This is a genomic window from Pseudaeromonas sp. HNCC25DJ182 (genome assembly GCF_055413365.1).
The window spans coordinates 151,971-176,675 of the sequence record NZ_JBVAYG010000006.1; the positions used below are offsets into that span (position 1 = coordinate 151,971).

15 protein-coding genes are annotated in these 24,705 nt (G+C 58.5%); 7 read left to right on the plus strand and 8 right to left on the minus strand.

Annotation, left to right across the window (positions count from 1 at the left end):
* Positions 1-49 precede the first annotated feature (49 nt).
* The 3 genes from ACZYUB_RS07065 to ACZYUB_RS07075 form a co-directional block, all read right to left on the minus strand.
* Positions 50-1,384 (minus strand): PTS sugar transporter subunit IIC, encoded by a 1,335-nt coding sequence (locus ACZYUB_RS07065; RefSeq protein WP_463946691.1) that lies wholly within the window; start codon positions 1,382-1,384, stop codon positions 50-52.
* Positions 1,385-1,412: 28 nt separating this feature from the next.
* Positions 1,413-1,718, minus strand: a complete 306-nt coding sequence (locus tag ACZYUB_RS07070) for a PTS sugar transporter subunit IIB (protein ID WP_463946692.1) — start codon at positions 1,716-1,718, stop codon at positions 1,413-1,415.
* Positions 1,719-2,194: 476 nt separating this feature from the next.
* Positions 2,195-4,945 carry a glycoside hydrolase family 3 protein gene (locus ACZYUB_RS07075; RefSeq protein WP_463946694.1) on the minus strand — a complete coding sequence of 917 codons (2,751 nt, stop codon included), beginning with the start codon at positions 4,943-4,945 and terminating at the stop codon, positions 2,195-2,197.
* Positions 4,946-5,595: 650 nt separating this feature from the next.
* On the opposite strand from ACZYUB_RS07075, the gene ACZYUB_RS07080 reads away from it, so the two are divergent.
* From ACZYUB_RS07080 to ACZYUB_RS07090, 3 genes are all read left to right on the plus strand, one after another.
* On the plus strand, positions 5,596-7,947 hold the full coding sequence (locus ACZYUB_RS07080) for a glycoside hydrolase family 9 protein (RefSeq protein ID WP_463946695.1): 2,352 nt from the start codon (positions 5,596-5,598) through the stop codon (positions 7,945-7,947).
* 72 nt (positions 7,948-8,019) lie between these two features.
* Complete coding sequence (locus ACZYUB_RS07085) at positions 8,020-9,117, plus strand: endo-1,4-beta-xylanase (protein ID WP_463946697.1); 1,098 nt, start codon at positions 8,020-8,022, stop codon at positions 9,115-9,117.
* 331 nt (positions 9,118-9,448) lie between these two features.
* A complete protein-coding gene (locus ACZYUB_RS07090; RefSeq protein WP_463946699.1) occupies positions 9,449-12,325 on the plus strand; it encodes a hypothetical protein in 2,877 nt (958 codons plus the stop codon).
* A gap of 71 nt (positions 12,326-12,396) precedes the next feature.
* Here the strand turns inward: ACZYUB_RS07090 and tkt are convergent, their stop codons facing one another.
* The 5 genes from tkt to ACZYUB_RS07115 all read right to left on the minus strand — a co-directional run bounded on the left by tkt (position 12,397) and on the right by ACZYUB_RS07115 (position 19,592).
* On the minus strand, positions 12,397-14,397 hold the full coding sequence (tkt, locus tag ACZYUB_RS07095) for a transketolase (protein ID WP_463946701.1): 2,001 nt from the start codon (positions 14,395-14,397) through the stop codon (positions 12,397-12,399).
* Positions 14,398-14,440: 43 nt separating this feature from the next.
* Entirely contained in the window at positions 14,441-15,394 is a 954-nt protein-coding gene (gene tal / locus ACZYUB_RS07100) for a transaldolase (protein ID WP_463946702.1), read from the minus strand.
* 281 nt (positions 15,395-15,675) lie between these two features.
* Positions 15,676-17,172, minus strand: coding sequence for an L-arabinose isomerase (gene araA / locus ACZYUB_RS07105; protein ID WP_463946703.1), 1,497 nt, complete (start codon positions 17,170-17,172; stop codon positions 15,676-15,678).
* Between the two features lie 45 nt (positions 17,173-17,217).
* On the minus strand, positions 17,218-17,919 hold the full coding sequence (locus ACZYUB_RS07110; RefSeq protein ID WP_463946704.1) for an L-ribulose-5-phosphate 4-epimerase: 702 nt from the start codon (positions 17,917-17,919) through the stop codon (positions 17,218-17,220).
* Positions 17,916-19,592 (minus strand): ribulokinase, encoded by a 1,677-nt coding sequence (locus ACZYUB_RS07115; RefSeq protein WP_463946705.1) that lies wholly within the window; start codon positions 19,590-19,592, stop codon positions 17,916-17,918. The genes ACZYUB_RS07110 and ACZYUB_RS07115 overlap by 4 nt, the downstream gene beginning before the upstream one ends.
* A 369-nt stretch (positions 19,593-19,961) precedes the next feature.
* Between ACZYUB_RS07115 and ACZYUB_RS07120 the strand changes: the two genes are divergently transcribed.
* From ACZYUB_RS07120 to araC, 4 genes are all read left to right on the plus strand, one after another.
* Positions 19,962-20,945 (plus strand): arabinose ABC transporter substrate-binding protein, encoded by a 984-nt coding sequence (locus ACZYUB_RS07120; RefSeq protein ID WP_463946706.1) that lies wholly within the window; start codon positions 19,962-19,964, stop codon positions 20,943-20,945.
* A 57-nt stretch (positions 20,946-21,002) separates the two neighbouring features.
* The gene (araG, locus tag ACZYUB_RS07125; protein WP_463946707.1) at positions 21,003-22,502 is read left to right on the plus strand and encodes an L-arabinose ABC transporter ATP-binding protein AraG; all 1,500 of its coding nucleotides are present in this window, start codon (positions 21,003-21,005) and stop codon (positions 22,500-22,502) included.
* Between the two features lie 39 nt (positions 22,503-22,541).
* Entirely contained in the window at positions 22,542-23,543 is a 1,002-nt protein-coding gene (gene araH / locus ACZYUB_RS07130; RefSeq protein WP_463946709.1) for an L-arabinose ABC transporter permease AraH, read from the plus strand.
* 192 nt (positions 23,544-23,735) lie between these two features.
* Entirely contained in the window at positions 23,736-24,647 is a 912-nt protein-coding gene (araC, locus tag ACZYUB_RS07135; RefSeq protein ID WP_463946711.1) for an arabinose operon transcriptional regulator AraC, read from the plus strand.
* Positions 24,648-24,705: the final 58 nt, after the last annotated feature.

A 24,705-nucleotide genomic window follows, 5' to 3' on the forward strand; every position in this document is an offset into this window, starting at 1 on the left:
CTCTTGCTATTCGGGCAGCGGATATCGCCCTATCCGCTGCCCGGGGTGATTAAGCCTGACTCGGCTCTGGACTCATGACGTCGGACTCTTCGCTCTTGGCGTTCTCCGCATCTTGCTGCAGCAGGGTGCGCTCATAGGCCCGGACGAAGGGGTAGTACATCAGTGCCGAGATGGCCATACAGATGAAGCACATGATGACCGGACTCAGTGCCCAGTTGGTGGCCCAGGAGGCCCCGATAGGCGCTGGTGTGGTCCAGGCGGTCAGCATGACCACTTTTTCCACCAGACCCAGATCCACCGCAAACCAGGCCAGAATGGCGTTGACGACCGGCACCAGGATAAACGGCAGGAAGAACACCGGATTCATGATGATGGGGGCACCAAACAGGATCGGCTCGTTGATATTGAAGAAACCGGGAACTACGCCCATACGGCCAATGGTACGCAGGTGCACGGCACGGCTACGCATCAGCAAGAAGGCCAGCGGCAGGGTCGAACCGACGCCACCGATAAACAGGAAGTGATCCCAGAATCCCGGCAGGAAGGTGTGGGGAATCGCCTGTCCTGCAGCCAGGGCCGCCTGGTTGGTGGCCAGATTGGCCATCCAGAACGGATTCATGATACCGGTGACGATCATGGTGCCGTGGATACCGGCAAACCAGAGGATTTGGCACACCAGTACCGCCAGGATCACCGCCGGCAGACTGTCGGAGGCGGCGACCAGCGGCTTGAGCATGGCCATGATGGCTTCCGGCAAAATCATGCCCGTGGTGTGCTGCAGCAGCAGGTTGAACGGATGCAGGGTCAGGATGATCACCAGCACCGGGATCAACACCTCGAAGGAGCGGGCCACACCGCTTGGCACCTGATCCGGCAGGCGGATGGTGATGTTGTTACGCTTGAGCCAGGCATAGACTTCGGTGGAGTAGATGGCACAGATCAAGGCGGTAAAGATCCCCTGCCCCGAGAAGTACTGGGTGGAGATGACACCATCTTTATATTGCGCCGCCACCAGCATAAACGACATCAAGGAGAGCAGGCCGGTGGTGATCGGATCCAGCGAATATTGCTTGGCCAGACTCGATGCGACGCCAACCGCGATAAACAGCGTCATCAAGCCCATGCTCATGTTGAAGGGCAACATGAGTTCGGCGCGATAGGTGTTTGAAAAATCAAGCCAGGCCCGGGCAAAACCCCAGGTAGTTTCATTCGAAATCGGCGGGAAGATGAACACCAGCATGAAGCTGCCGACGATCATGAACGGCAGTGCGGCAATAAAACCATCGCGGATAGCCAGCACATACCGCTGCTGCCCGAGCTTTCCGGCTAATGGGCCGATGCGTTGCTCAATCAGCCTGACCAGCATGCTATAGAGAGTACTCATAGTTGTTTGTCCTTCCTTGTCGGAGTGATTAACCAATCAGGGACAAGGCGAAATCCAGCACCTTGTCTCCCCGTTGCATGCCGTAATCCATCATGTCGATCGGCTGCACCTTGACGCCATGAGCAGACGCTTTGGCCTGCAGTTCGGGTTGCATGTATTTGATCTGCGGCCCCAATAACACCACCTGATACTTGGGCATCTGGTCATCGAACTCCGACGCGCCGAAGGCCTTGATCTCGGCGGCCAGACCGCGCTTCTCGGCTTCGATTACCATTTTTTTCACCAGCATGCTGGTCGACATACCGGCAGAGCAGCACAACATAATTTTCTTCATGATTCGTCCTCTGGATTAACGTTGCACGCACTATAGATCGACCGAAAAAGATGAGAAATCGATTTCACGTTTTGGGATTACCAATTGTGATTCCGATCACTTCGACACCAAACCTCGATCGGAAACCATCGAGACAAACAACCATATCTATCTGTAATAAAAGGAATTTAATCGCAGTTAGCAATATGGGTGCGTATGGAGCCCTCTATTTGCCTCGTCATAAAAACAATCAGGCATCGATTTCACAATAAATAATGCGAAGCCGAGTGACGTTTTCCGCACGTCAACCCGCGGCGAGAGTCACCACAACCGATATCCGCCAGGAAACGAGTAAGCGCACCAGCGCATGACGATAAAACCAAGGAGCCGTCACAACCGCCGGAACGACGCCTAACTGCATCGGCCCAGTGACTGGTTCGACATCAAAAAAAACAAGACGCCCGCAGGCGTCTTGATGGTTACGTCGATATGTGTGTTTAGGGTTTTAGCTGACCCTGACAGTCGAGTTGCTTGAGATCCTTGTCCGGTTGCAGCAAGGAGGCGGGCACCCAACGCACGGTGGCCACATCGATGCGCGCCTGGCCATTGGTCCCCAGAATGAAGGGGGTGTTGGTCTTGGCAAAATCCATCCCGTCCTTCAGACAGCTCAGCGGCAGGCTGATGGTCAGCCACTGTCCCACCGGCAATTTCCGCAGGGTCGAGGTCACGTCAATCGACTTGCCACACGGCCAACCACACTGCAGACCCAGGGTCATATCGCTTTGCGGCGGCTGTTGCACCCGCAGCGTCACCTGCAACTCACTGTTTGCCTTCAGGTAGCTGCGACGATCCGCCCCCTTGACCTGGGTGGTCTGCAGTTGCAGGGTCGCTCCCGAGTCCACGCCCGGCTTGTTTTCACCCAGGAAGGTCACGGCGCGCGCATCTTGCTGACGCAGATAGTCAATCGGTTGCACCTTGATGAACTTCATCTCGGTCACGCTGTTGCCCGAGACCTCGGTGCCAGTCCAGTTGCTGGCATCGCCCATCCGCAGCCGATGCTCCTCACTGGCTTTGGGACCAAACAACTCCAGTACCTTGCCGGCAGCCGTCAGCTTGGCCGGATCGGTTTCGTTGCAACCAAACTTGCGGTTATCCAGCGGCAGCTGGTTCAGATTGCTGATGCGGGCCGCCACCGGGGACGGCTGCTGGTAGCTCAGACCATAGCCATAGGGGAACAGAGGTGCGGTTGCGCCTCGGGGATCCTGCTCAAACGCCGGTCGTTTCCAGCCCGGGATATTGATCGGAGTGCGATTGATGGCGGTGGCACACTTCTGGAACGGCCAGGAGAACGAGAGACGGCCCTGGAAGTCATAACCCGGCTTGTCATTGGCATCTTTAAACAGCACATCGGTGATGCCCTCGCCTTCCGTGCCTGGCAACCAGGCGGCGACAAACGCCGAGGAGAGATTGATCTCTTCGTTGACATACAGGGGACGTCCGGAGAACAGTACTGTCACCACGGGAATACCGGCCGCCTTGAGTTGCTTCAAGGTTTGCAGATCCGTCTGATAACTGCTTTTCAACTCGGAGTAGGCCAGCGTTTTATTATCCGGGATATCGCCAAACCATTCGGCGTAAGGGTCTTCCCCCATCACCAGGATGGCGACATCCGGTTTGCTCGCCTGCAGATCCGCAGCCTGGCTGCTGACCAACACATGCTCCGCGCCAACCGTCGCACGGACGGCATCCAGCAGGCTTTGTGCGCCGGGGAAATCAGCACGCTGGTTTTCCGTGCCTTGCCAGGTCAGACTCCAGCCGCCCGCCTGTTTGCCCAGATCGTCGGCGGCACTGCCCACCACCAGCACCTTGCTGCTGCGGCTTAACGGCAGGATCTTGTCGTCATTTTTCAGCAACACCAGTGACTTGCGCACCGCTTCGCGCGCCAGCGCCTTGTGTTCGGCAGCCCCCAGCTCAGCCTGTTTGCCCGCCAGCTCACGGGCGGAGGGTTGCGGTTTTTGCCACAAGCCGGCCCGCATCTTGACCCGCAGGATCCGCGTCACGGCGTCATCAATCCGGCTCATCGGGATCTGCTGGTTGGCCACGCCATCCAGCAAGCTCTGGCGGAAAGCCTGCCAATCCTTACGCGCCGTGACCATGAAGATATCGACCCCGGCCAGCACGGCCGGCAGGCAGGCGCCCATGGTGCAGCCGGCAATTTCGCTATGGCCGTTCCAGTCGGATACGATCAGGCCATCGAAACCCATCTTGCCCTTGAGCACATCGGTCAGCAGATACTGGCTGCCATGCAGCTTGCCGTTGTATTCAACCTCATCATCCGGCAACAGGTCCCGATTCAAGGGGTTATGCCAGCTATTGAAGGAGGCCATCACCACCTGTGCGCCAGCATCCAGCCCCGAGAAGTAGCCCACCGCATGGAGATTGCGCAGCGCCTCTTCGGAATAGAAGTTCTGCCCGCGATCCACGCCATCCTTGGTGCCACCATCCCCGACGAAGTGTTTGACGTTGGAGATGACATGGCGTTGCCCACGCAGATCGGCGGCCGAGCCCTGCAGGCCACGCACCATCTCGCCGGCATAGTGGTAGACGATGGCGGGATCTTCGGAGTAGCCCTCATAAGTCCGTCCCCAACGATCATCCCGTGGCACGGCGACGGTCGGGGCAAAGGTCCAATCCAGTCCGGTTGCGGCCACTTCCCGCGCCGTGACCTGGCCGATGCGGAAGATCAGTTCCGGATCGCGAGCCGCACCCAGACCTATGTTGTGAGGAAACAGGGTTGCCGAAAACACATTGTTGTGGCCATGCACGGCATCGGTCGCCCACATGAAGGGAATGCGGAAACCACGCCCCTTGAAACCCGCCTCGGCCGCCAGCCAGTACTGATCCGCTTGCAGCGCCCAATCTTGAGCCGAGGCATGCTTGTTGTTATTCGGCCAGCCGCCCCCGCCATTGAGTACGGAGCCAATCTTGTATTTGCGGATCTCCTCGGGCGTCACCTCGCGAAAATCCGGCTGGATCATCTGGCCAACCTTCTCTTCCAGCGTCATCCGGGCGAGCAAAGCCCGGATCTCTTGCTCCATGGTTTTATCTTGGGCAATCGCGCTGCGGATCTGTGGCCACTGCCCAAAATGAGGAACATCCGTCACCCCGTCCGCCGACGCGGCGCCCGCTAGAGCACAACCCACCAACAGACAGGTCACCGACCTGGCCAGACCATTTCTTCTCTTCATTCGTCACGAACTCCTGATGTCCACACTCATAACACCACCACTTAACCACCTTGGTCGCATCAGAGAACAGAACAGCCAAAACATGAAATCGATTGCAACATGATAGTTATGGTAGACAGAACTACCCATTCGATTCCAGCGGTTCCGTTACAGCTTTGATGAAATATCGAGCGATGATCTGAGAATGGTGAGCCGGATCACAAAGCTAAAACCAACCAAAGAAATCGGTTTCTTGAGCAAGAAAAAGCCATATACTGGCCAAATCATCCTGATTTACCCGTCAAGGTGATCTGAATCCCGTATTTATCTGTGTTAAACACTGGGTTTCATGCTGGTTAGTTCCTTCGTTTCGACCCGGGCCTGTCCCGGGTTTTTTTTATGCTGAAAAAAATGAAATCGATATCTTATGGTCGCTATAGAGTCTCTGATGATTGGTCTTGTGGCGAAAATTTGCCAACGCCTTCACAATTCATCGACTCGGATTTGATTTAACCGGCTGGGTGTTGTTACTTGCATCGTGAAATCGATTTCCAGCCTCCAGTGAAGCATGGTTGCGAATGGCCCATAATCAGGCCAGGAGACAATACCGATCGGGCAGAGTGCAGAAATCGACTCGACATTTTTCCGTCTGCTATCTAAAGAGGTAACACATGAAAACATCTCGACTCAGCACCCTGGCGCTGGTCTTGTCGTGCACCATCGGATTGCATGGCTGCGCACCCAAAGGCGCCAGCACAGGGGCAGCTTCCGGCACCGCAACCGCAGGCCCGAGTACCGAATTATTGAACAATGGCAGCTTTAGCCAGGGCGTTGATGGCTGGTGGACCGCGGGTGCCACCCTGGCGGTCGACAACCAGATGGGATGCGCCACCTTTACCGAATCGGGTGCCAATCCGTGGGATGTGATCCTGGGACAATCCGGCATTGCGCTGGTCGAGGGCGAAACCTATGCCTTGCATTTCAAGGCGATGGCCAAAAACAACGTGCATGTGAAGGCGCTGGTCCAGCATGACGGTGCGCCCTATACCAACTACATGGTGCAGGACATCGAGCTCGGCAACAGCGCCAAACCGTTCGATATCAAGTTCACCCCATCGGCGACCGATGAAAAAACCCAACTCCAATTCCAGATGGGAACCCAGACACCGACCACCGTCTGCGTCGGTGATGTGTCGCTGGTAGGTCCGAGCCTGCACAAAAAATCTGACTTTGCGGCCGTGCGCGTCAACCAGGTCGGTTATCTGAGCAAGGCGCAAAAGCGCGCCACCATCGCCACCGATGCCAAGGAGCCCCAGGCCTGGAAACTGCTGAATGCCCAGGGCGAAGTCCTCGCCGAAGGCAAGACTCAGCCGTTTGGCTTGAATGCCGCCTCCGGTGAGCAGGTGCAAATTGCCGACTTCAGCCAGGTTACAACGCCAGCCAGCGGTTTGGTGCTCGAGGTGGCGGGCGAGAAGAGTCATCCCTTCAGCATTGGCGATGACATCTATCACCGCATGAAATATGACGCCCTCTCCTTCTTCTATCAGCAACGTAGCGGTATCGACATCGAGGCCAAATACGTGCAGCGCCCGGATCTAGCGCGTCCTGCCGGTCACAAGCCGGAGAAGGTCACCTGCTTCAACAAACAGGATGCCAAGGGTAATCAATGGCCAGGCTGTGACTTCTCCCTGGATGTCACCGGCGGTTGGTACGATGCCGGCGATCAGGGCAAGTATGTGGTGAATGGCGGTATCTCCGTCTGGACCCTGATGAACCTGTACGAGCGCGAACAGTTGGCCAAGAGCGGCGACAAGAGTGCCTTTGCCGATGGCAAGGTGAAGATCCCGGAACAAGGCAATGGTCACAATGATCTGCTGGATGAGGCGCGCTGGATGATGGATTTCTTCCTCTCCATGCAGGTGCCGGACGGGAAGAAGACCTCTGTGCCGGTCGGCGATCAATCCAAACAACTGGATAAGCTGCAGCTGACCGAGATCGATGCCTCCGGCATGGTGTTCCACAAGGTAGCGGATGCAGCCTGGACCGGCATGCCACTGCCACCGCATAAGGATCCGCAGCCCCGTTATCTGAGCCAACCCAGTACCGCCGCTACCCTGAACCTGGCCGCCACCGCCGCGCAATCCGCGCGCGTCTGGAAAACCCAGGATCCGGCCTATGCCGAGCGTTGCCTGAAGGCTGCCGAAAAAGCCTGGAAGGCCGCTAACCGCCATCCGGATGTCTTTGCCTACGACAACTTCGTCGGCTCAGGCCCCTATGACGATACCAATCTGAGTGACGAGTTTTACTGGGCTGCGGCCGAGCTGTTCACCACCACCGGCAAGAAAGAGTACAAACAAGCGCTGCAAGATTCGCCTTTGTATCTGGATGCCCCCAAGGGTGACAAAAACGCGACCGGTGATCTCTACTGGCAAGGCGTCAGCAGTGCCGGGACCATCACCCTGGCCCTGGTCCCGAACCAGCTCGGCCAACAAGAGGTGGATAAGGCGCGTGCTGCTATCGTAGCCGCCGCCGATGGTTATCAGCAGGGCGTGGAGAAGGAAGGCTATCGGATCCCGTATCAGGCGACCGAGTACCCATGGGGCTCCAACTCCAACCTGATGAACCGCAGTATCTTCCTCGGCCTGGCCCATGACTTCACCGGCGAACGCAAGTACCTGCAAGCCATGTCCGATGCCATGGATTATGTGCTGGGACGTAACCCGCTGGATCAATCCTATGTCTCGGGCTACGGCACTCGTGCCCTGAAGAATCCGCACCACAGATTCTGGGCGCACCCGGTCGATCCGGCTTCTCCGCAGGTACCACCAGGAGTACTCTCCGGTGGCCCGAACTCCATCAACTTCAGTGATCCGGTCGCCTCTACCATGAAGGGCAAGTGCATCGGCCAGACCTGCTGGAAAGATGAAATCGGCGCCTGGACCCTGAACGAAGTGACCGTCAACTGGAACGCCCCTTTCCTCTGGACCGCCAGCGTGCTGGATGAAGGTGGTTTGACCCATTAATGTGTGAAGAGGTCCCGCTCCTGAAGCGGGACCTCTATCGATTGCTCCTTACGTTCTGCCAACAGGTTTCCCATGCCAAGACTGATTACCCATCTCAGCCTCATCGCCGCCATCGGCCTCGCCGCGTGCGGCGGGAGTCAAAGCACCAATACCACACCCGAAACGCCAACCCAGCCCTCAGGCCCCATGCTGCGGGAGCAAACCAGCCTGCCGATTGGCGTGGCGTTGGGGGTCGGCAATTTCGAGCCCGCATCCAGCATCCGCTACAGTCCGCAGGCCAGTCAGCTGCGTCACCTGGCCGCCAGCGAGTTCAGCTCGGTAGTCGCAGAAAACGTCATGAAGCCGGAATATATTCATCCGCAAGAGCAGCAATATTACTGGAACGATGGCGATTATCTGGTCAAGTTTGCCCAGCAAAATAACATGCGCATTCATGGTCATACCCTGGTCTGGCATAACGCCCTGCCTGGCTGGATGAGCAACTACAGTGGCAACTGGGAGAGCATGCTGGCGGATCACATCACCACCATCGTCAGTCACTACAGCAGTTCGATCAGCAGTTGGGATGTGGTCAATGAGGCCTTCCTGGATGATGGCTCGCTACGTTCCAGCATCTGGTCAACCCATATCCCCGACTATCTGGCCAAGGCCTATACCCTGGCTCGTGCCGCCGACCCGGATGCGGAGCTCTATTACAACGACTACAACATCGAAGCCATGCCGAAGAAGCTCGATGCCGTGCTAAAAATGGTCACCGATTTCCGCACCCGCAATATTCCCATCGATGGTATCGGCTTCCAGATGCATATCGACCGCTACTGGCCCAGTACCAGCGAAATCCGCCAGGCGTTCAGTCGTTGCGTGGCCATGGGCCTGAAGGTGCGCATCTCCGAACTCGACATTCGCATGAACCCCAGCAATACCGCCACGGCGCTGACGCCCGAATTGGCCGAAGCACAACGCCAGCGTTATCGCGAGGTGATCACCGCCTACCTGAGTACGGTACCCGCCGAGTTGCGCGGTGGCATCACCGTCTGGGGGTTGACCGATGCCCTCAGCTGGACGCCCTGGTATTACAACATCCCCGACTGGCCACTGCTGTTTGATGCCAATTTCCAGCGCAAACCGGCCTGGACCGGCATGAGTGAAGCCTTGCAGGCAACGCCCTAGCCCTCTATTTCCGCCGCAATACCTCGCTGGCCCCATTGACAAAAGGCGCTTCTCCGCCAAGAGACGCGCCTTTTTATTTGTTTCCTTGCCAACTGACGATTGCTCCCCAAAAAACAACGTCATCGAATAGCCCATAAGCCAATTACTACCCGGACGTAAAGGAATGTGCCGTTCAAAAATTGACCGAAATCATCATGCAGTTACATTTCTTTTACAATTCCAGCCCCCATCTCCCACACTCTCAAGGCGTTCACGGCGCAACTCGTTCAGGAGCAGTCCGAGTCGCTACCAGGAAACAGCGATAACAAATGGATCGGATAAGGAGCACGGTATGAAGCACCCATATTTACTGAGCATGATCGCGATGGCGGTAAGCGCCGCACTCGCCGGCTGTGGTGGCAGTGATAACAACGAGCCAGCCAATACAACGCTGCAAGCAACTGCAATTGATGGCTACCTGCGCAACGCGCTGGTCTGGCTGGATGTCAACGGCAACAACTTGCTAGATAGCGAAGAGCCGAATGCTCGTTCCGGCGAAGGTGGCAAGGTCACGTTAGATGTCAGCGGTATAGAAAACCCGGGAAGTTATCGCCTTCTAGTGCAAGCCATTGCCGGTGAGACCGTGGACGAAACCCGAGGGGCTATCGCCCAAAGCTTTACCCTTTCTGCGCCACCGGGCGTGGCCGAAGTAACCCCCTTGAGCACGCTGGTCGATCAGAAGATGCAGCAGGAACCAACCCTCGATCGGGATGCCGCCGCCGCTGCCATCGCCGCAGATCTGGGCCTGCAACCGGAACAGGTGCTGGGTGATTTCATTGCCAGCAATGACATCGAGGTTCAAGTCTATGCCATCAACTTGGCGGATCAGCTACCCGAGTCACTCCCCGAGGATCCTGCTGAACTGCTGGATGACAGCAAGGCGCTCGGTCAGGCACTCGATGAGTATCTGCAGCAGAACCCTGTCGATGAAGATACCGATCCCGATAGCATCAACGTGGTCGTCGATGACCAAGGTCATGTCACCCCGATAGTCGATCAGGATCGGGATGACGTAGCAGATAGCGAGGATGCCTTCCCGAACGATGCCAGCGAGAGCAAAGACAGCGATGGGGATAAGGTCGGCGATAACAGCGATGCCTTCCCGAATGACGCCACCGAAACCAAAGACAGTGATGGCGACGAGGTCGGCGACAACAGTGATGCCTTCCCGAATGACGCCACCGAAAGCGAAGACACAGATGGAGACAAGGTCGGCGATAACAGCGATGCCTTCCCGAATGACGCCACCGAAACCAAAGACAGTGATGGCGACAAGGTCGGCGACAACAGTGATGCCTTCCCGAATGACGCCACCGAGAGCGAAGACACAGATGGAGACAAGGTCGGCGATAACAGCGATGCCTTCCCGGACGATGCCACCGAAACCAAAGACACCGATGGTGACCTGGTCGGCGACAACAGTGATGAATTGCCACTGGATCCGCTACGTCGCGAAGCGGATGTGGTGACCCACGAGGAGAAGGTTTACACCTACATGGAAGACCACACCAAGGAAGCGCTCACGCTGAAACTAGTCAGCACCACCACGGTCAGCCGCTACCTGGATGGGCACAAGGAGACCATAGAGACAGGAACCAACTACTACTGGGATAGTCAAGCAGGAGCCGTTGAACTGCTAAACAGTAAGCCATTGATTTATAATGAATACACTAATCATAAAGTCAAACAGGCCGACGGCAGTTTCGAGCGCAAGGTCTGGTGGCACAAGGATTTGAACAAAGATGGTCAATTCCAATTTGCCGCAGACCTGCTCCAGATCGGCAGTGAAAGTGACGCAGGTGCCGATTACTGGGCCTATTTCGATGAAGACTCCCCCAAGAGCGAAGGCTGGTCTGAAAATCCCCTGCGCTACCACGATGGGCTCGATCTGAAGACCCAGTTGGCCGCAGGTAATGTATCTACGGTTGATATCGTTCAGCACTTTACCGAAGAGACAATCGACAGCACTCAAGTGAAGACATTCCACCAGTTCTCTGCGCCCAAGGACGCGACATCCGAGCCCTATCCTGCGCCCGATGACTGGTTTGATCTGGCCGACAAGACGTCGAACCCAGCCTATGTCGGCAACCCGGACGATGCCTATAGCGAAGAGGATCCCTATATTGAGATCGACACCTACCAGACCCGGGATGATGGCTGTACCTCTCATACCGAAGATCAGGACTGGCAAGCGGACGGTACCATCAATACCACAACAGGCCTAGTAAACTGCCCCGATGGCTCGGAAGAGAAAAGCTATGCCAAACCTGTCTGGGCCAATCCACAAGATGACCAGTTCGAGGAGTACGCCGACTACAACTGGTACAAGAGCGACATGTCCAGCTACTGGTACGAATTCAGTACCAAGACGGAGACAGAAGATGGTCAGCTGGTCACTACCACAGTCGGAGCCCGCTACCTGCTGGATCCAGCAACCAATTCTCGACTCGAAGATGACACCCATCCGGATGGATACAAGTTCAATGACTACACCAGTGTCCGAACCGTTCTCAGCCCAACCGTAGAAATGGAACACGCCAGTTGGCACCACTATCATCTGGATGACCATCCAGCGACTACCACAGATGAAGCCTCCTTCACGGTTACCAGCGATGACTTGGGCCAGGATGTCAAAATCTTCTTCAAGGAGATCAATGACCTCTGGGTTGGCCATCGCTTTGCCGAGTGGGGTAGCCAGAACGTCACCGATCTGCCAGGCAAGATTGCCGCCCTGCGTCAGCAAGGGGTCACCGTGGATCAGATCAATAGCAGCAACCTGCCGGGGCTCAGCGACTACGACGGACAACTGCTGACATCCTCATTCCGCTACAACGCCGATGGCACACCCCGTACCTGGTACTGGGTCACCAGCTTGCCCGCCGTGACGGGGGATGGATCCTGGAAAAAGATCCCGATCCAACTGGTCAATGGCGGGCTCGATGGGGCGGGACTGAGCAACTGGATCATCAACGATGCCGGTGGCAACCTGTTCATGCTGCAACCCAAGGTCGCCGAGCCCTGGGGCTGGTATAACGCCTATCAAATCTGGAACCTGGGAGTATCCAAGACCAACGGACAAACCATCAATCCCAGCGGCCGCTTCGACACCTGGGCCGGCTCTTTCTTCCTCAACTCGGCGCAAGCCGACGCCGAACTGGCTCTGCACTGAGAGTCCCTCGGCAACAACAAGCGGCGCCTCGGCGCCGCTTGTCATTTACCACCCCGAATAGACTCCAGATATCACGCCAGCATTAGCCGCGCTTGCTGCAGCACCTGCTCCGGCGTGAAGCCAAACAGCGAGAACAGCTGATCGGCAGGGGCGGATTCGCCAAAGCGGGTCATACCGATGACGGCACCGTCCAGCCCGGTGTAGCGCTGCCAGTAACCGGCGATGCTCGCCTCGATGGCCAACCGGGCGCGTACCCCCTTCGGCAATACCGACTCCTGATAATCCGCCGGTTGCCTGTCGAAGCGCTCGGTGCAGGGCATGGCCACCACGCGCACGGCCCGTCCCTCAGACTGCAGGGTTTGGGCAGCACCGACCGCCAGCGCCATTTCCGAGCCGGTGGCCAGCAAAATCAGCTCCGGCGTACCGGGGCAGGCGAGCAGGATATAGCCGCCCCGTTCAATGTCGCGCACCTGCTCCGCACTTCTGGGCTGTTGGGCCAGCGCCTGGCGGGAGAAGATGAGGGCACTGGGGCCATCCGCCCGCTCGATGGCCGCCTTCCAGGCCACCGCACTCTCCACCTGATCGCAGGGGCGCCAGGTCTCCATGTTCGGCGTCAGCCGCAGACTGGCCAGTTGCTCCACCGGTTGGTGGGTCGGGCCATCCTCGCCCAAGCCTATGCTGTCATGGGTGTAGACGAAGATGGTGCGTTGCTTCATCAGCGCCGCCATCCGCACCGCGTTGCGGGCGTACTCCATAAACATCAGGAAGGTACCGCCATAGGGGATGAAGCCGCCATGCAGGGTGATGCCGTTCATGATGGCCGACATGCCGAATTCGCGCACCCCGTAGTGCAAATAGTTGCCCTGCGGCGTGTTGCCGTCCACATCCAGGGCGTGAACGTGGCGGGTCAGATTCGAGGGCGCCAGATCCGCCGAGCCACCCAGTAATTCCGGGAGGATGCGCGCATATTCGTTGAGCGCCTTCTGGCTGGCCTGACGGCTGGCGATATCGGCCGGGTTGGCCTGCAGGTTGGCGATATAGTCATGGGCCTTGGCCGACCAGTCAGCCGGCAGAGTCCCACGGCAACGGCGCAGCAGCTCGGCGGCCTCGGCCGGGAATTCGGCCTGATAGGCGGCAAACTTAGCATCCCACTGCGCTTGGCGCTCGGCGCCTTGAGCCTTGGCATCCCACGCCTGATAGATCTCGGCCGGGATCTCGAACGGCGCATGGGGCCAGTTCAGCTGTTCACGCACCTTGGCGACCTCGTCCTTACCCAGCGGCGCACCGTGGCAGTCATGGGAGCCGGACTTGCCGGGCGAACCATAACCTATGATGGTCTTGCAGCAGATCAGGGTCGGGCGCAGCGGATCGGCTTTGGCCTCAAGGATCGCCGCATCCACAGCCGCACTGTCGTGACCGTTGACGCTGTCGATGACCTGCCAACCATACGCCCGGAAGCGAGCCGGGGTATCGTCGGTAAACCAGCCTTCGACATGGCCGTCGATGGAGATGCCATTGTCATCCCAGAAAGCGATGAGCTTGCCCAGCCCCAGGGTCCCAGCCAGGGAGCAGACCTCGTGGGAGATCCCCTCCATCAGGCAACCATCGCCCATGAAGACATAGGTGTGGTGATCGATGATGGGGTGACCGGGGCGGTTGAACTGGGCCGCCAGGATCTTCTCAGCCAACGCCATGCCGACACCATTAGCAATGCCCTGCCCGAGCGGCCCCGTGGTGGTTTCGACACCGGGGGCATACCCCAACTCGGGATGGCCCGGCGTCCTGGAGTGCAGCTGGCGGAACTGTTTGAGCTCAGCCAGCGGCAGGTCGTAGCCGGTCAGATGCAGCAAGGCGTAGAGCAGCATGGAGCCGTGACCGTTGGAGAGCACGAAGCGGTCGCGGTTGATCCAGGCCGGATCCGCCGGGTTGTGCCGCAGATGATGACGCCATAACACCTCGGCCATGTCGGCCATCCCCATAGGGGCGCCGGGGTGGCCGGAGTTGGCTTGTTGCACCGCATCGACACTCAACATGCGCACGGCATTGGCTAACGTTTTTGCTTCCACACCCATCTCAAAGACTCCCTTGATGAATAGACAGAATTCGGGAACAACCTCAGGCCAGCCGGGTGGCCAGCAACTGCTCGAGCTTCACCAGATCGATGGCAAAGTTGCGGATCCCCTCGGCCAGCTTCTCGGTGGCCATGGCGTCCTCATTGTGTTGCCAGCGGAACTCGGCCTCGCCCATGGGCATGGGTTTGCTCTGCAGCCCCCCCTCATCCACCAGCTGCCGCACCAGAACACCGGACTGCGCCTCCAGCTTTTGCAGCAGATCCGGACTGATGGTCAGACGATCACAACCGGCCAGCGCCAGCACCTCCTCGACACTGCGAAAACTTGCCCCCATCACCACGGTCGGATAACCGTGCTGCTTGTAGTAGTGGTAGATGGCCCGCACCGAGAGCACCCCCGGATCGGTTTCGGCGTCATAGCTCTGGCCGGTCTTGGCCTTGTACCAGTCGAGGATCCGGCCGACAAACGGCGAGATCAGGAACACCCCGGCCTCAGCGCAGGCACGGGCCTGGGCAAAGCTGAACAGCAGGGTAAGGTTGCAGTTGATCCCCTCGCGCTCGAGCTGTTCGGCGGCACGGATCCCCTCCCAGGTGGCGGCAATCTTGATCAGCACCCGGCTGCGCGGTACCCCCTGCGCCTCATACAAGGCAATCAGCTTGCGGGCCTTGCCGATGGTTGCTTCGGTATCGAAGGAGAGACGGGCATCCACCTCGGTGGAGATGCGCCCCGGGATGCACTGCAACACCTCGCAGCCGATGGCGACGATCAGCCGATCGGCAGCCTCGATGACCTGCTCGGCGAGCACCGGGCTCTGGTCGCGAGCCGCCGCCACGACTTGCTCGAGCAGCGGCGCATACTCGGCGCAGGCGACGGCCTTGAGGATCAACGAGGGATTGGTGGTGGCGTCTTCCGGGGCATACGCCTTGATGGCCGGTAATTCACCGGTATCGGCGACAACCGTGGTCACGGCGCGCAGTTGAGTGAGCAAACTGGACATGAGAACTCCTGGCCGCACTCCATTTCTGGGCGGCAAATAGGGAAAATCGGCACCTTGGGCGCAATTCGCGTTTGATGCTGCTTGGTCTGTAATCCGAGAGCTGGAGAGCCGGAAGTAGCGACGAACACAGACACGCCGTGAATACATCCATGTAGGCTCGATGGCGGCATCCATGCCGCCAACGGTCTGCTGTTCGCCCGCGACTTCCTCCCCTCCTGTATCACCAACCGGCGATAAAACAGCGCCCAAATAAGGCCCCCGTCATAGGACGGGGATCAGGATTAACGGAGCTTGTAGTAGATCTCGTTCCACTGGATCTCTTTTTTCAGCTCCGCAATGCGGGTGTTTTCGTCGATTAGCAGGAACTCGATCCCCGCCATCTCGGCGTAGATGCGCAGGTACTCGGCATCCAGCGCCTGAGTGAACACCGAGTGGTGGGCGGCACCGGCCAGGATCCAGGCTTCGGCGCCCACTTCCAGATTCGGCTTGGGCTCCCACAGGGCACAGGCCACCGGCAGTTTCGGCAGGGCGGCGGGCAGGTCCACCACATCCAGATTGTTGACCACCAGGCGGAAGCGGTTGCCCATGTCGATGAGGCTGGCGTTGACCCCCTTGCCAGCGGGGGCGGAGAACAGCAGGCGCGCAGGTGCGGCCTTCTTGCCGATGCCCAGATGCTGCACATCCAGCACGGGTTTCTTGGCGGCGATGGATGGGCAGACTTCCAGCATGTGGGCGCCGAGCACCAGGTTGTTGCCCTCGGCCAGATGGTAGGTGTAATCCTCCATGAAGGAGGTGCCGCCTGGCAGCCCCTGCCCCATCACCTTGAGGGTGCGCAACAGGGCCGCGGTCTTCCAATCCCCCTCGGCACCGAAACCATAACCCTGTTGCATCAGGCGCTGGCAAGCCAGACCCGGCAACTGGTGCAGGCCATAGAGATCTTCAAAGGTGGTGGTGAAGGCGCCGAACTTGCCTTGTTCGAGGAAGCGCTTCATCCCCAGCTCCTGACGAGCCGCTTCGTACAAAGATTCCCGATGGGCGCCACCTTCCTGCACCGCCGCGCTCAGGGTATAGAGGCTTTCGTACTCCTCGAGCAGGGCATTGATCTCGCCCGCCGAGACGGCATTGATGACGCCGACCAGATCGCCCACCGGATGGTAGTTGACCTGATAACCGAACTGGATCTGCGCCTCGACCTTGTCGCCTTCGGTCACCGCCACGTTGCGCATGTTGTCGCCGAAACGCGCCACCTTCATCTGCTTGCTGTCATACACGGCGGCGGCGATGCGCATCCAGCGGGCGATCTTGGCGTGTACCCCCTGATCTTCCCAATAGCCGACCACCACGGTGCGCGGCAGGCGCAGACGAGCGCCCATGAAGCCGAACTCGCGGCCACCGTGGGCGGTCTGGTTCAGGTTCATGAAATCCATGTCGATCTCGCCCCAGGGCAGATCGCGGTTGAACTGGGTGTGGAATTGCAGCAGCGGCTTGCCCAGCTGGGTCAGGGCCGGGATCCACATCTTGGCTGGGGAGAAGGTGTGCATCCACACCATGACCCCGACGCAGGCGCTGCTGTGGTTGGCATCACGGGCAATCGCCGAGATCTCATCGAGCGTGGTGCCGGTCGGTTTGAGCACTATCTTCAGCGGCAGACCGGCCTTCTCGTTCAGCTGCTGAGTCATCAGCTGGGCATGATCGGCCACCTGTTTCAGGGTTTCCGGGCCATACAGATGTTGGCTACCCACGACAAACCAGACTTCTAACTGCTTTAAAAATTCCATGATTCATTCCTCATCGATGAAGCGGTTGATGGACCAGCCGACGCGTTAGTGGGCGCCGGATTGGCCGTAATAGGCGTTTTTTCCATGTTTGCGCTGGTAGTGTTTTTCCAGCATGTAATCGGGCAAGGCGGCTGCCTGCGGATTGAGCTGATGGGTGATCCAGGCCATGCGCGCCACCTCCTCCAGCACCACGGCGTTGTGCACCGCGGCGTGGGCATCGGCCCCCCAGCTGAAGGGACCATGATTGGCCACCAGGATCCCCGGCATGGTCAGGGGGGGCGTCTCCCCCAGCGTCTCGACAATGAGATCCCCGGTCAGCCGCTCGTAGTCGTCCCGCACTTCGACCTCAGAAAGTAGGCGGCTGCAGGGCACATCGCCGTGGAAATAATCGGCCTGGGTAGTGCCCTGGATCGGGATCGCCCGCCGCGCCTGAGCCCAGGCGGTGGCATGGGTGGAGTGGGTATGCACCACCCCGCCGAGCTCGGGATATTGGCGGTACAGCACCAGATGGGTGGCGGTATCCGAGGAGGGGCGCAACTGCCCCGCCACCCGGTTACCCGCCAGATCCAGCACCACCAGATCGTCCACCGTCATCTGCTCGTAGCTGACGCCGCTGGGCTTGATGACCACCAGTCCCTGCTCCCGGTCGATGCCGCTGACGTTGCCCCAGGTGAAGGTCACCAGGTTGTAACGGGGCAGGTCGAGATTGGCCTCGAGCACTTGCTGTTTGAGCTGTTGCAGATTCATGCGTTGCGCCCCTCGTTGTAGAGCGGCTCGGCGACCGCCCCCCATTTCAGGAAGCGCTGGTAGAGGCTCTCGTAGGCGGCGACCTTGTCGGCTTGCGGCTGGTGCGTGCGCTCCACCGGGCTTGCCATATTCGCCTGGGCGGCAGCAATGGAGGGATAGATATCGGCGGCCACGGCGGCAAAGATGGCGGCCCCCAGGGCGCAGCACTGATCCGAAGCCACCACCTGGATGGGGCGATTCATCACATCGGCGCACACCTGCATGACGACGGGGGATTTGCGGGCGATACCGCCCAGCGCCATCACCTGCTCGACCGGCACCTGCTGACTGGTCATGCACTCCATGATGCTACGGGCGCCAAAGGCGGTCGACGCGATCAGGGCACCGAACAGATCAGGCGCATCGCAGCCTAAGTTCAACCCCGAGATGGTGCCCTTCAGGCGCTGGTTGGCATTGGGGGTGCGACGACCGTTGAACCAGTCCAGCACCACCGGCAGGTGTTCCAGATCCACCTGCTTGTCCCAGGATTGAGTCAGGGCCCCCAGCATCTGCTGCTTGTGATGCTCGACCGCGGTCTTCAGCTCGGGATAACTCTTGGTCAGCTGATCCAGCGGCCAGCTCAGCAGTCGCTGATACCAGGCATAGATGTCGCCGAATGCCGACTGCCCGGCTTCCAAACCGATGAGGCCGGGCACCACGCTGCCGTCCACCTGACCACAGATCCCGGCAATGGCCCTTTGCCCTATGGTGTCGTGATCGGCGATCAGGATGTCACAGGTGGAGGTGCCGATGACCTTGACCAGGGTGTTGAGGCTGGCTCCCGCCCCCACGGCGCCCATGTGGCAGTCGAAGGCGCCACCGGCAATCATCACATCCGAGGGCACCCCCAAGCGCTCCGCCCATTCGGCGGTGATGCGCCCGACTGGAATGTCGGCGGTCCAGGTCTCGGTAAACAGCGGGTAATCCAGATCCTGGGTCAACAGCGGATCCAGGGCATCGAGAAAATCGGCGGCCGGTAATCCACCCCACTGCGGATGCCACAACGACTTGTGACCAGCGGAGCAGCGACCGCGCTTGAGTTGGGCGGGAGCCTGGGTACCACTGAGCAGCGCTGGCACCCAATCACACAGCTCGACCCAGTTGCAGGCCGCTTCGCGCACCGCGCGGTCGGCACGGGAGACGTGCAGGATCTTGGCCCAGAACCACTCGGATGAGTAGATGCCGCCGATGTAGCGGCTGTAATCGGTGAACTGGCCGCTGTGACACAGTTCGGTGATGGCCTCGGCCTCGGCGATGGCGGTGTGATCCTTCCACAGCACAAACATGGCGTTCGGGTTCTTGGCGAACTCGTCGCGCAGCGCCAGCACATTGCCCTGTTCATCGACAGGTGCCGGAGTCGAGCCCGTGGTGTCAACGCCGATGCCGCGGATCGCCAGGCGCTGGGCGGGTGCCAACAGGCTGACCACCTGCCGCACCGCCTGCTCCATGGATTCGATGTAGTCCAGAGGATGATGCCGGAACTGGTTGCGGATCGGATCGCAAAACTTGCCATCCCGCCAGCGGGGGTAATAGACCACGTGGGTCGCCAATTCGGCGCCATCCTGGCAACGGACGGCGAGAGCCCGCACCGAATCACTGCCGAAATCGAGCCCGATGACGATGTGCTCAGCCATGGTGTTCTCCTGGGAAAATTAAAAAGAAAAGGAATAACCGTGGCGGAAACCATAGGAGATGTGGGAACAGGCCCGTTAGGCATCGACTGCTGAAAATATGGATATATCGGCTGTCTGATTCATTTGTGGAAGGCGATTCAAATTTCGACACATGACAAAATCGCTAAAAATATAGACAAAATCGCTACAATTTCCCGGCGTGATCCAAGTCGCTAAATCCCACCAAGAAAGCGGTTACAAATAATCCCGTTCAATCAGCGAAGTCGATAACCACCTGTTTTATCTTGATGTTTTTCGGGTTGACGCCAACGCACTCAATTGACACATCAGGTACTCAAATTTAATGACGCACGATCAGGGGACATTGCCATGAATAAAATGGTTAAAAATCTAGTCACTGCCGCTTTGGCACTTGGTATAGCTAATTCTGCTTTTGCCGCAGAGCAACTGAAATTGGGATATCTGGTCAAACAGCCGGAAGAGCCCTGGTTCCAGACCGAGTGGGCATTCGCCGATAAAGCCGGTAAAGACCTGAATTTCGAGGTCATCAAGATTGCAGTTCCCGATGGTGAAAAAACTCTGAACGCCATCGATAGCCTGGCCGCCAACGGCGCCAAAGGCTTCGTCATCTGTACCCCGGATCCGAAGCTCGGGCCCGCCATCATGGCCAAGGCCAAGAGCATGGATCTGAAAGTCATCACCGTCGATGACCAGTTCGTGAATGCCAAAGGCCAGCCGATGACCGATGTACCGCTGGTGATGATGGCCGCCACCAAGATTGGCGAACGTCAGGGTCAGGAGCTGTTCAAGGAGATGACCGCCCGGAAGTGGGATGCCAAAGCCACCGGCGTGCTGGCCATCACCGCCAACGAACTGGATACCGCCCGCCGCCGGGTTGAAGGCTCCATCAGCGCCCTGAAAGCCGCCGGCTTCCCGGAAGCCCAGATCTACAGCGTACCGACCAAGGCCAACGACATTCCCGGCGCTCTGGATGCCGCCAACTCCATGCTGGTGCAGCATCCGGATGTTAAAAACTGGCTGGTTGTCGGCATGAACGACAACACGGTACTGGGAGGCGTCCGCGCCACCGAAGGTCAGGGCTTCAAGGCCGAGAACGTCATCGGTATCGGTATCAACGGCGTCGATGCGGTGAACGAACTCTCCAAGTCCAAGGCCACTGGTTTCTTCGGCTCCCTGCTGCCGAGCCCGGATGTCCACGGCTACAAGAGCATCCAGATGTTGAATGACTGGGTGGTGAAGGGCACAGAACCCGAGAAATTCACCGAGGTAACCGATGTGGTGCTGATCACCCGCGACAACTTCAAGGTCGAGCTGCAGAAGAAAGGTCTCTAGTCGGAATCAACAGGTGCCGGCATGGGGGTGACCCCATGCCGGACATGGGGTAGAAAAATGAATCAGTCAGTCCCGTATCTGGAATTTTGTAGCATCAGCAAAGAGTTTCCTGGCGTGAAGGCGTTACAGAATGTCTCCTTCTCCTGCCAGGAAGGCACGGTCCACGCCCTGATGGGCGAGAATGGTGCTGGCAAATCCACCTTGCTGAAAATACTCAGCGGTTTTCAGGCACCGACCGATGGGGTCATCAAACTCGGTGGCAGCGAGGTGACCTTCCAGAACACGGTCGATGCTCTGGAAAGCGGCATCGCCATCATCTACCAGGAGCTGCATCTGGTCCCGGAGATGACAGTTGCCGAGAACATCTATCTGGGGCAGTTGCCGACCCGGCATGGCTTTATCGATAAAGAAAAACTCTATCAGGATGCCGCCCGCCAACTGGCGCGGCTGGGCATGGATGTCTCGCCCGAAACACCGCTGAAGTACCTCTCCCTCGGGCAATGGCAGATGGTGGAAATCGCCAAAGCGCTGACACGCGACGCGCGGGTGATTGCCTTCGATGAACCCACCAGCAGCCTCTCCTCACGGGAAATTGAACAACTGTTTCGCGTCATTCGTCAGCTGCGGGATGAGGGCAAGGTGATCCTCTATGTCTCGCACCGGATGGATGAGATCTTCGAGCTGTGCGACGCCATCACCGTCTTCAAGGATGGCCAGTTTGTCCACACCTTCGACTCCATGGCCGAAGTAGACCGGGATCTGCTGGTGAAGACCATGGTGGGTCGCGAGCTGACCGATATCTATGGCTATGAGCCGCGCCCCCACGGCGCCATGGGGCTGGAGGTCAAAAACCTGCAGGGGCCCGGCCTCAAGGAAGCAGTCTCCTTCCACGTCAAACGGGGCGAGATCCTGGGGATCTTCGGTCTGGTCGGCGCCGGTCGCAGCGAGATGATGAAACTCATCTTTGGCGCCGAAAAAATGGTGGCCGGCGAGATAGCCGTGTTTGGCAAGCCGGTACCGATCCGCAATCCCATCGATGCCATTCACAGCGGCATCATGCTGTGCACCGAAGACCGCAAGGCGTTGGGCATCATCCCCATCCACTCGGTGCAGGAGAACATCAACATCAGCGCTCGCCGCCACAAGGCGCGCGGCGGCTTTCTCATCAATCAGGCCTGGGAAGACGAAAACGCCAAGCTGCGGATCCGCGATATGCGGGTGAAAACCCCCTCGCCCCATCAGGCCATCATGCATCTGTCCGGTGGCAACCAGCAGAAGGCCATTCTCGGCCGTTGGCTCTCGGAAGACATGAAGGTGATCCTGCTCGATGAACCCACCCGTGGCATCGACGTCGGCGCCAAAAACGAAATCTATAACGTGATTTACGACCTGGCCAAATCAGGGATCGCCGTGGTGGTGGTCTCCAGCGAGCTCCCCGAAGTACTGGGTGTCTCGGACCGCATCCTGGTGATGCGGGAGGGACGGATTTCCGGCGAACTGCTGCACAGCGACGCCAATGAGGTCAAAGCCCTGCATCTGGCGATGCCGGCCCGTTAATAACCACTTTCGGACTTGAATCCATAAAGGAGTTTTACCATGGCAACATCTATGGCAGCGGCCCCAAGCGCCGTGAAGAAAGAGGCCAACCAGCCCGCGCTGCAATTGGCCCGCATCTGGGATCAGTACGGCATGCTGGTGATCTTCGCCATCCTGTTCCTGTTCGCCAGTTTACTGATCCCCAACTTTGCCAGCCTGATCAACATGAAGGGGCTGGGTCTGGCGGTCTCCATGTCCGGCATGGTCGCCTGTGGCATGTTGTTCTGTCTGGCCGCCGGTGAGTTTGATATGTCGGTAGGCTCCATCGTCGCTTGCTCCGGGGTGACCTGCGCCGTGGCCATCAATGCCACTGAAAGCATCACCATGGGGGTGCTGGCGGGTCTGGGTGTCGGCATGCTGTTTGGTCTCATCAACGGCATTGTGGTCGCCAAGTTCAAAATCAATGCGCTCATCACCACGCTCGCCACCATGCAGATGGCGCGCGGCATGGGCTACATCATCTCCGATGGCAAAGCGGTCGGCATCGTCGAGGAGAGCTTCTTCGACATCGGCAACTCCGCCATGCTGGGCATTCCGACGCCGGTCTGGATCACCGCCGTCTGCTTCGTGCTGTTTGGCCTGCTGCTGAACAAGACCACCTTCGGCCGCAACACACTATCGATGGGCGGTAACGAGGAGGCCTCACGCCTGGCCGGGGTGAATGTGGTGCGCACCAAGATCATCATCTTCACCATGACAGGTCTGATTTCAGCGCTGGCCGGTATCATACTCGCCTCGCGCATGACCTCCGGTCAGCCCATGACCTCCATCGGTTTCGAACTCATCGTCATCTCCTCCTGCGTACTGGGTGGAGTCTCGATGAAGGGCGGTATCGGCAAGATCTCCTATGTCATCGCCGGGGTTCTGATCCTGGGGCTGATGGAAAATGCCATGAACCTGCTGAACATATCGCCGTTTGCCCAGTATGTGGTGCGGGGTCTGATCCTGCTGGCCGCCGTGCTGTTCGACCGCTACAAACAAGTGCGCAAAGCCCGGGTCTAATCCCTCATCACCGCCACAATTGCAGCCAGTGGACATGCTGGCTGCATTTACTCCCGACCTCCGGTTCAGCCATGACGTCATCCCGGAGTCTGAGCCGAACCTGTGCACACCGAAAGAACAAATGTGATGAAACTCAATTAGTTGACGGAATTAGCTCCGTGACACACAGCAGATTAGTGATGGCCGAATACAATGCATAAAGCTGATTTTTTCACCAAGAAATTTTTCTCTGCCGTGTCTTCTATGAAAAAAGACCAACCCAAACAGCTCAACCCCTTGCTGCCGGACTACCTGTTCGATGCGTTTCTGGTCTCGGGCCTGACGCCCATCGAACGGAATGATGTTCTGGACTTTGTCATTGATCGACAACACGGCATGAAGGGATTCATCATCAACCTGACGGTTAAAGGCAAGGGCACCATTTTTTCTGGCGAGCAGGCGTTCGACGTCGAACCGGGGGATCTGCTGCTCTTCCCGCCGGAGGCGGTCCACTACTATCACCGGGCGGAGGAGAGCGAGTGCTGGTATCACCGCTGGGTCTATTTCCGTCCTCGCGCCTATTGGGCGGACTGGCTGAAGTGGCCTCACGAAGTGCAGCGCGTCGGGCGCATTACCCTGACCGAGCCGGAGCTGATCCAGGAGTTCGATCTACTGTTTCTGGATATCGAGGAGACCCATAAGGCATTTCGGCCGATGTCGGAATCCCTGGCCATGAATCTGCTCGAGCGGCTGCTGATCCGCTGCTACGAGATCTCCTCCCAAGCGGATATGGTGCCGATGGATTATCGGGTGCTGGAAGCCTGCCAGATCCTCAACACCTCGCTGGCCGCCGAGATCACCATCGATGCCCTCGCCGAACAGGTGTTCTTATCCCCGTCGCGTCTGGCTCATCTGTTTCGCGAACAGGTTGGCGTCAGCATAGTCCGCTGGCGTGAAGATCAGCGCATCATACGCGCCAAGCTGCTGTTACAAACCACCCCCATGCCGGTCGCCGTGATCGGCCAGCAGGTCGGTTATGATGATCAGCTCTACTTCTCACGGGTATTCAAAAAGCGGGTGGGTATGAGCCCCAGTGACTATCGCAAGAGTGCCAGTCCCTTGTAATGACGCTGTCCAACCACGAGTTGCATGGATAAACGATCCGAATAAGTGTGGCGTCAGA